Annotated in this window: 5 protein-coding genes; 4 read left to right on the top strand and 1 reads right to left on the bottom strand. The window is 61.5% G+C overall.

Annotation, left to right across the window (positions count from 1 at the left end; genetic code table 11):
* The first annotated feature begins 110 nt into the window (after positions 1-110).
* From KH208_RS11590 to KH208_RS11580, 3 genes are all read left to right on the top strand, one after another.
* Complete coding sequence (locus KH208_RS11590; protein ID WP_291436442.1) at positions 111-1,850, top strand: methyl-accepting chemotaxis protein; 1,740 nt, start codon at positions 111-113, stop codon at positions 1,848-1,850.
* A gap of 394 nt (positions 1,851-2,244) precedes the next feature.
* Positions 2,245-3,609, top strand: coding sequence for a FecR domain-containing protein (locus tag KH208_RS11585; RefSeq protein ID WP_291436440.1), 1,365 nt, complete (start codon positions 2,245-2,247; stop codon positions 3,607-3,609).
* A gap of 92 nt (positions 3,610-3,701) precedes the next feature.
* Complete coding sequence (locus KH208_RS11580; protein WP_291436438.1) at positions 3,702-4,967, top strand: lipopolysaccharide assembly protein LapB; 1,266 nt, start codon at positions 3,702-3,704, stop codon at positions 4,965-4,967.
* A gap of 178 nt (positions 4,968-5,145) precedes the next feature.
* Here the strand turns inward: KH208_RS11580 and KH208_RS11575 are convergent, their stop codons facing one another.
* Positions 5,146-5,493 carry a hypothetical protein gene (locus KH208_RS11575; protein ID WP_062252900.1) on the bottom strand — a complete coding sequence of 116 codons (348 nt, stop codon included), beginning with the start codon at positions 5,491-5,493 and terminating at the stop codon, positions 5,146-5,148.
* Positions 5,494-5,888: 395 nt separating this feature from the next.
* Here KH208_RS11575 and KH208_RS11570 point away from each other — a divergent pair, with 395 nt between their 5' ends.
* Positions 5,889-8,090 carry a CHASE2 domain-containing protein gene (locus tag KH208_RS11570; protein ID WP_291436435.1) on the top strand — a complete coding sequence of 734 codons (2,202 nt, stop codon included), beginning with the start codon at positions 5,889-5,891 and terminating at the stop codon, positions 8,088-8,090.
* Position 8,091: the final 1 nt, after the last annotated feature.

Below are 8,091 nucleotides of genomic sequence, written 5' to 3'. Positions count from 1 at the left end.
CATAGCAACTCGATATGACAAGCTGGATGTCATTTTCCTTGCTTTTATCGTTTTTGCTCTCATCGTCGAGGCTCTCAAATAGTGTTAACAGGCCCTAGTGAGGAACAGCCATGAAGCTGTCGACAAAAATCTGCTTGAGCATGGCCGTACTGACGGTCCTGATGACCATTCTGGCGGGATTTTTGCTGATGGAGCTGGATAAGGTCAACGATTTCGTCACCACCCTGGCCCACCGCAACATCCCCACCATCAGTGTCGCCGGTCAGTATAACAACGACATGTCGGAACATCGCATCGCTGAAGTGCGGCACGTCTACGCCACGGACCCGGCGATCATCGCCCGCATTGACAAGGAAATCGTCCAATGGCGGGAAAAGCTCTCCGGGTATCTCAACACCCTGCAAAGCTTGATCCACACCCCGGAAGGCAGGGAAAAGCTGGATAGCGTCAAAAAGGAAAGCCGGGACTACTTCGCAAGCTCGGACAAGATGCTCGCCATGTCGCGGGAACAGAAAAACGAGCAGGCCGTGAATTTCCTGATTAATGAATCGCACAAGGAATATCTCGAACTCTGCGACACCATCAATGCCCTGGTGGCCTACGCCACGGACAACGCCGACATGGTCAACCGCCAGGGCGACGAGGTCTACGCGCAGGCCCGGAATATCGGCATCGGCCTGACTATCGCGGCCATCCTTGCCGCAATCGTGCTGATCGTGCTGATCGTGCGCAACGTCATCCGCCAACTCGGCAAGGATCCCGGTGAATTGAACTCCATCGCCATGCGCGTGGAGCACGGCGACTACAATATTGACGACGGCAGCCCCAAAATCGGTGTGTACGGCTCCATCGTGGCCATGGTCAAAGCCTTGGAAGGCCATATCGAAACCGCTCGCCGGGAATCGGAAAACGCCAGGGAGCAGTCCCGCAAAGCCGAGGAGGCCATGTGCCGCGCGGAAGCCGCCAGCGAGCAGGCCCGGGCCAAGACCGAGGCCATGCTGATCGCCGCCGACAGGCTGGAAGAAGTCGCCAACGTGGTTTCCTCGGCCTCCACCGAACTTTCCGCCCAGATCGAGCAATCCGACCGGGGTGCGGCGGAATCTGCCCAGCGTCTGTCGGAAGCGGCCACGGCCATGAACGAAATGAACGCCACCGTGCAGGAAGTCGCCAGAAACGCCGGCGCTGCTTCCGGCGCTTCCGCCGAAACCAAGGCCAAGGCCGAGGACGGCGCGCGCATTGTGGAAAAATCCCTTCAGAGCATCAACAAGGTGCACCAGGTTTCCGTGGAACTCAAAGGAGACATGGTCCAGCTCAACGAACATGCCCAGGCCATCAGCCGGATCATGAATGTGATTTCCGACATTGCGGACCAGACGAACCTGCTGGCCCTGAATGCCGCCATCGAGGCGGCCCGCGCGGGCGAGGCCGGACGCGGCTTTGCCGTGGTGGCCGACGAAGTGCGCAAACTGGCCGAAAAGACCATGAGTTCCACCCAGGATGTGGGCAACGCCATCAGCGCCATTCAGGCAAGCACGGCCAAGAGCACGGCCTCGGTGGACGACGCCGTGGTCCGGATCGAAGAGGCCACGGAATACGCCAATGCCTCGGGCCAGGCCCTGGAAGCCATTGTCTCCACGGTGGAGGGCACGGCGGACCAAGTCAACGCCATTGCCACGGCCAGTGAAGAGCAGTCGGCGGCCAGCGAGGAAATCAACCATTCCATCGTCCAGGTCAACGACATGTCCCGGCAGACGGCCGATGCCATGGCTGAAGCGGCCAAGGCCGTTTCTGACCTGGCCGCCCAGGCGCAGGGCCTCACGCTTCTGATCCAGGAAATGAAGCAGAGCTGATGCCGCCCGGCGGGGGATCGGGCCGGAGCCCGGTTTCCCGCCGTCCGGCACGCCGCCTTGACACGGCTCTGTTCCGGGCATAGGTTTCAAAGAACTATCCGTTCCGGCTTTGCGGCCGTGATTTGCGTACTTTCATGCGGCACCGGCGGAGTCTTACGGGCCTTCCTTCATTAGTATGTTACGTTTGGAATGTTATAATTTCAAACTCCACGCCGCCCGCGTGCTGCGAAAAAAACGCGGTTTTTCCTTGCAATGGGGCGCGGGTGTCCGCTTACACGGCCACCAGAGCAATTCAATCATTTCAACCGTGACTTGCTCTAATAATGTCGGATTGTTGCCGTTTCTTCCCTCGAAACGAACGTGCTCCACACTTTTCTCCTTCGCGGAGGCATGTATGTTTATCCAGCGCCTCTTTTTCTGGGCAGCATCCTGCTGCCTCAGTCTGATTCTTGCCGCTCCGGGTTTTGCCGCCTCCTCCCGGCCCGCCGAAGCCGCGCGGGTCATCGCCGTGACGCCGGGGGCCTTTGTGCAGCGCGGAAATGCGCGCGCGCCCCTCAAACTGAAAGATCCGCTGTATAAAGAGGATCAGGTCAGCACCGACGCCACCGGCAAGCTGCAACTGCTTTTTGCCGACGACACCACGGTGGCCGTGGCACCGGACAGCATGGTCAATATCGCTGATTTCAGCTTCGGCGGACCGGCCAAGGCCAGCTTCGCCCTGGGCGTGGGCCGGGGCCTGGCCCGGGTGGTCACCGGCAAGGTGGTGGAGCAAAACCGCGAAGGTTTCAAAGTCACCACGCCACACGCCACGGTGGGCATTCGCGGCACTATTCTGACCGCCGACGTGCGCAGTCCCTCCCAGAGCAAATTCATCCTCAGCCAATTGGGCGCGGGCCACACCGTCAGTGTGCTCAATACCGCCACAGGCCAGCACACGGAAATGCCCAAAGCCGGTCTGACCACGGAAGTAGGAGCCACGGGCAATGTGCTGCGCCCGGCCACGCCCGCTGAAATGAACACTGTTCAGACAGTGACGCGCCAGACCCGCCAAGCTCCGCAAACCGTCGCTACGGGCAATTCTGCGGCTCGGGGCGTTCCAGCGGCAACGGAAGCCGTGTCTCCGGTCCAGGCGCAATCATCGTCGGAGGTTGCGGAAAATCCGGCGTCGACGACAACGGACAGTCCCGCCTCCATGGGCGCGGCCGGGGTGGAAGACCCTTCCGGCGGCCACAGCGTGGCCGGTAAGGGAGACGCTACGGTCAGCCAGGTTGTGGCCACCGCTCCCAAGAGCAGCGAAGAGACGCTGCAGGACGCCGTAACGGGCGGTTTGGCCGACAGCCTGGCTCCCGGCGGCGATCTCACGCCCGGGGCAGGTGACAATCCCGGCGGAATCATCGCCAGTTATAAGGGTAAGCTTTTTTCTTCTACAGCTAACGGCACATTCGGTTTTGATCTCAACTTGGGCAAAGGCGTACTAAGCAACGGCATTATGATTGTAAACCACCAAAGTGGAACGCAATATAATGGTAACAATGGCATCGGCGTCATGAACGGCCCGGATTTTAATCTGAATTTCAATCAGATGACCTCGACGGATAGTACCGAACTCGGCAACATTACTGGCAACATTAATGGTAGCCTGAGCGGCGGAAACGCGCAAACCGGACCCGATAACGTGGATATCACAAATTGGGGAGTGGACACCGGAAAACCCGGTGTCTCCATCGGGGGCAACAGCGGCTGCGGTACCCGTCAATAAAAATTTGTCCGCGTATGCTCCGCCATCCGCATCTCTGCGCGCTCTGGGTTGTTCTTTTACTGTTTTTTCCCCTGCGGGCAACGGCGGCGCCGTTGCCCGCACTCCATCTGGCTTTGGTCCAAAGCCGCGCCCTGGCCAAAACGCTCGTCAACAAAGGCCGCTACGAGGAGGCCTATCAGTTCTACATGCGCCTCTTGCGCGAAGAGCCGGACAATGACGAAACCAATTACGGGCTGGCTCTGGCCGCCGCCCGCACCCGGCGCTATTCCCAGGCCCTGCTGGCCTTTGAACGACTCATCGACCGCTATCCGGCGGACGCCAAGCTGCGCCGCTCCCTGGCCGACGTCTATCTGCGCCTGGGCGACAGGGACGCGGCCCGCCGCGAACTGGATATGGCCCGCCAGTACGACCCGACCCTTACGGAAGAGCGTATCGCTCGCGTGCTGGACAGCCTGGAAAGCGTTCAATCCCGTTTTCAGGTCCATGGCCGGGTCAGCGGCGGCGTCATGTACGACTCCAACGCCAATCAGGGTCCGGCCTCGGACAAGATGAGCCTCGGGCTTTTCGACAATCTGACCGTGCACGGGGTCAAGGCCGTGGACAGCTGGGGTTCCTACCTCAACGGCATGCTGGACGCAGGTTGGCGGCTGGAAGAGGACAGCCCCTGGTGGTTCGTCTCGGACATCGCTTTTTTCAAGCGCTGGAACGGCAATCCCAATTTACCCGTCAACAACGACTTTTCCTGGGGCCGGGCCGCGCTGGGCCTGCGGCATATGTCTTCCAGAACCCTCACCGAACTGCGCGTCAAGGGAGAAATGGCCGACCAGAGCCTGGACCAGCGCGTGAGCGTGCTGGGGCCTGAGGGCACGTTCGTCTGGGCGGTGCTGCCCAATCTGCAGTTGATTACCCGCGCCGCCGCTGAAAAACGCGCCTATACCCTGGATATCGGCCGCGACGGCACCTATTGGTGGGTGGGGGAATACATGCGCGTGCTGCTGGGCTCGTCCGGCCATGAGATGACCCTGGGGCTGCGTGCCCTGGGCTCGGCCGTGGACGATGCCGATTACAGCTACCACGGCCTGGAGGCCAGCCTGCGCCTGCGCCTCAAAGTTACGGACAAGTTCCAACTGTTGCCCTTTGCCAGCATGCGCCGCGAAAACTATGACGGCCCGGCCACCGTGCTGGAACAGGAATACCGCCGGGACACGGTCTGCCGTACCGGGCTGTTCGCCCTGTACAATCTGACCTCCAGCCTCCAGGCGGAGGCCGGCGTGCAGTATGTGGACACCCGCTCATCCTCCCCGCTCTATACTTACCGGCAGTATACCTTCAATATGGGCCTGGCCTGGACGTTCTGAGGCTGACGGCGCGGAGGCGGCGCACTGAAAACCAGAGACGACCTCGCGTGTCCGCTCTCTGGAACAGTACGGCGTTATTCAGCGCCGCACCGGTAGAAAAAGGTGGAGCCGCGGGCCCCGCCCGTGTGATGAGGATACATGCCGTCACGCCGATAAAAGACACGTTTTCACTCCGACATCAGTCGCCTTTGGTGACGAAAAAGACACTGATGCAGGCGGAATATCGCGAGCGATCTCTTCCCACAGTTACAAAAACATGGGTAGGAGTTGCGATAAGGCCCACATTTTCACCATCAGCGGGCGCGGCAAAGGGGAAAATGAAACTTTCTCCATTGACCGAACTCAGCCCGATTCCGGATGCGCCGCAGAAAAAATACGCATCGTCAATGCCATGGGCGAAACCGCCTTCCGCAAAGGCGGGCAGGCGGGGACAATGAAAATCCTGCCCCCAGATGATGCGGCCGTTAAATTTTCTGCCCGTATCATAACGCGTACTTGCCGGTTTGAATTCCAGGGCGTTTTCCATGGCGGCCTCCGTACTTCAAAATTTTAGTACATAATCACAGCCTAGTAGCACATCTTGTATAATTATAGAATAACAAATCAAAAACTGTCAACTATCCCGCATCCCGGCAGAACCACCGGGCAGAAAGGACTCCGCCGCTTAATAACGCACTGCACATAGGGAACGTTGCCTGTCACATCAAAGAGCCTGCTTCTCTCTGCGCATTCGCATGCGCCGTATCGGAACAGGTATCTCCGCACGGCTCGAAGCAGCGTGCAAGAATGCTCCATACCCTTTATCCCCAGTTTTACGCGCCCGTCCCAAGTTTGGCTTCAGGAGTATCCGAACCGCGTCCTTGAACCTTCGCCGTCCTTGAGGCAGAGTGAGGCACCAGCCACCAGGAGGGCCGGAGGAGCATGCCCAGACCACTATCCCGACATCCGGCCTTGCGGCGCGCGGCCCTGGCCCTGCTGCCCGGACTGGCCGTCAGCGGCCTGATGCTGTTGCTGTACCTGTTGCAGCCGCCCCTGCTCCGGCAGCTCGACAATGAAATCTACGATCTTTTTCTGACTTCCCGGCAGGCGCCGCCGCCCTCGGATGCGCCCGTGGTGGTGGACATCGACGAAAAAAGCCTGGCCGCATACGGCCAGTGGCCCTGGCCCCGCTACCTGGTGGCTCGGCTCATCGACAATCTGACCCGAAACGGCGCGGCCTCCGTGGCTCTGGATATTCTGCTGGCCGAGCCGGACCGCAGTTCGCCCAACCTGCTGCGCCAGCGGCTGCGCCAGGATTTCGGGGTGGAACTCGACCTGGAAAAACTGCCCCCCGACCTGGCGGACAACGACGCCATGCTGGCGGCGACGCTGGCCCGCAGTCCCGCGGTGCTCGGCGTATTCATGCAGTTCGACCCATATAAAGTCCCGCCCTCATCCCTGCCCCGCCCCACGGGTCTGGCCGAGCAGACGCCCGCAGGCGCGCCGCCGCCGCGCGATACCGTGCTGCGCGCCACGTCGGCCCTGCTGCCCCTGCCTGTTTTCAGCCGGGCCGCGCCGGCAGGGGCCATCAACGTGGCCCCCGGCACGGACGGCGTGGTGCGCGAAGTGCCCCTGCTCTACCGCCTGGGCGACAATATTTACGCCAATCTCTCCCTGCGTGCCCTGATGCGCGGCCTGGACGTCAAAACCATGATTCTGCGTTCCGGCCCCGAGGGTCTCACGGAAATCCGGCTGGGGCCCTACCGCATCCCGGTTTCGACGCGGGGCCTGATGCGCGTGCCCTTCAAGGGTCCGCGCGGCGTCTACCCCTATTACAGCGCCGTGGACATTCTGGAAAAGCGCGTGCCGCCGGAGCAACTGGAGGGGCGGGTCGTGTTTGTGGGCACGTCCGCGGCCGGGCTTCAGGATATTCGCGCCACGCCCTTCGACACGGTCTATCCCGGCGTGGAAGTGCACGCCGCTGTGGTGGACGCCATCCTGAACCAGGACCACATCGTGCAGCCGGACGCCACGCCCGGCATTCAGGCCCTGGCGATTCTGCTGGCCGGACTGGTCGCGGCTTTGGTATTCAGCTTCACCCGCGCCTTTATTTACGGCCCGGCCTGCCTGCTCCTGGCCGGTGGCGCGATCTGGGGCTCCGGCCATCTTTTCGCCCAGGGTCAGTTCATTTCCCCGCTCTATGTGGTGCTGACCATCCTGGCTCAAGGGCTGTGCATCCTGCCCGTGCGCTTCTGGCAGGAGGAAAAACAGAAGCGCATGCTGCGCCAGGCTTTCAGCCGCTATGTGGCGCCGGAGGTAGTGGCCCGCATCGCCGCGCGCGAAGGCGACATCTTCGCCGGTGAGGAACGCGACGTCAGCGTGCTGTTCACCGACATACGCGGCTTCACCAGCCTCTCGGAAAAACTGGAGCCACAACAGGTAGTAGCTCTGCTCAACCGCTATTTCACGCCCATGACCGCCTGTGTGCGGGACAGCGGCGGCACTCTGGACAAGTTCATCGGCGACGCCATCATGGCCTTCTGGAACGCCCCCCTGGACGTGCCGGACCATCCCCGGCGCGCCGTGGCCGCCGCCGTGCGCATGCAGGCCCTGCTGCGCGGGCTCAATCCCGCGCTGGAAAAAGAATTCGGCGTGCGCCTGCGCATCGGCGCGGGCCTGCACTGCGGGCCGGTCTACGTGGGCAATATGGGGTCCGAGGATCTGCTGGACTACACCTGCATCGGCGACACGGTCAATCTGGCCTCGCGCCTGGAGGGCATGTGCGCCAAGTACGGGGCGAGCGTCGTGGTCAGCGGCGCCGTGGCGGAGCGTTGCGGCGCGGCCTTTTACTTCCGCGCTCTGGACAGCATCCGGGTCAAGGGCAAATCCAGGCCGGTAGCCATCTTTTCCGTGCATGAGCAGGAAGAAGCCCGACGCCGCGAAGCGGAATTCGCCACCGCGCGGGACGCGCTGCAATGCTACGCGCAGGGCGATTTCGCCGCTGCCGGAAGACTATTCGGGCGCTTGCGCGAATCCTCCACTGAGAGTAACGTACTTTACGAATTATACAGCGGCCGTTGCGCGGCGCTTTGTGCGGACCCGCCCGAAAATTGGGATGGCATCTGGACGTTTAACAGCAAATGAG

It is taken from the genome of Desulfovibrio sp. (genome assembly GCF_018379785.1).
Taxonomy (GTDB): Bacteria; Desulfobacterota; Desulfovibrionia; order Desulfovibrionales; family Desulfovibrionaceae; genus Desulfovibrio.
The sequence above is the reverse complement of the archived record's forward strand: the minus strand, read 5'-3'. Positions and strand labels throughout refer to the sequence as shown.